The 940-nt window shown below is 65.6% G+C and carries 1 protein-coding gene; it reads left to right on the top strand.

Annotation, left to right across the window (positions count from 1 at the left end; all coding sequences use genetic code 11):
- The coding region (locus tag EOA24_RS39445) for an alpha/beta hydrolase (protein ID WP_133375010.1) at positions 1–724 on the top strand (724 nt) is incomplete at its 5' end.
- Positions 725–940: the final 216 nt, after the last annotated feature.

Here is a 940-nt window from a genome sequence, read left to right as displayed (position 1 = left end):
CGATACGATCGCGGCGCTGATGGACCGCCTCGGCATTGCAAAGGCCATTGTCGTTGCGCATTCCTTCGGCGGCGCGATCACCACGGCTTTCGCCCGCCAGCATCCAGAAAAAACAGCGGGTCTCGTCTTCGTGTCACCGGCCACGCATCCCTGGCCGGGCGGCGCGACCGCCTGGTACTACAAGCTCACCGCCATGCCGGTGGTCGGCTGGCTGTTTTCCGAAACGCTCGCCTATCCGGCCGGCATGCTGCGGATCGGCGATGCGACGGCTTGCGTCTTCTCCCCCAACACCCTGCCGGACTTCTACCTCCAGAACGCCTCGATCCCGCTGGTGCTCAGGCCATCCGCCTTTCGCGCCAACGCACGCGATGTCGCCCAGCTCCACGACTATGTCCGGGCCGCCTCTCCCGCTTACCGGGAGATCAAGGCGCCGACCGTCGTCATCTCGGGCGACCGCGACAAGGTGGTCTACGCGACGATCCACTCCGTCGGCCTCGAGCGCGACATTCCCGGGGCCGAACTGGTTTGGGTCCGCAATCTCGGCCACAAGCCGGACTGGATCGCACCCGATCTCGTGGTCGGCGCGATCGAGAGGGTGGCCGGCGCGCCGATCGACTTGCAGGCAATGGCAAGGACCGTGGAAGGCCGTATCGCCGGTGATGCCCATAACGACGGAAAATGCCCCGACATCAAAGTGCCCGACGCCGAGCTCGCGCCGACCTGATGAGCTTGTATTGCAGTCGCCAACGACCTCACGTCGGCGCTGCCCCTCATCGCCCTGCCGGGCACTTCTCCCCGTATAGTGACGGGGAGAAGGAGCGCCGCATCGACGATTTCGCCAATCGCCAACGTAGCAGGAACGGCGCCAAGTTTGCGGCCAGCCTCTTCTCCCCGTCACTATACGGGGAGAAGGTGCCGGCAGGCGGATGAGGGGCAGCGC

It is taken from the genome of Mesorhizobium sp. M2A.F.Ca.ET.039.01.1.1, assembly GCF_003998035.1.
Lineage (GTDB): Bacteria > Pseudomonadota > Alphaproteobacteria > Rhizobiales > Rhizobiaceae > Mesorhizobium.
Note: the sequence above shows the minus strand (reverse complement) of the source record. Positions and strands in the feature narration are given on the sequence as shown.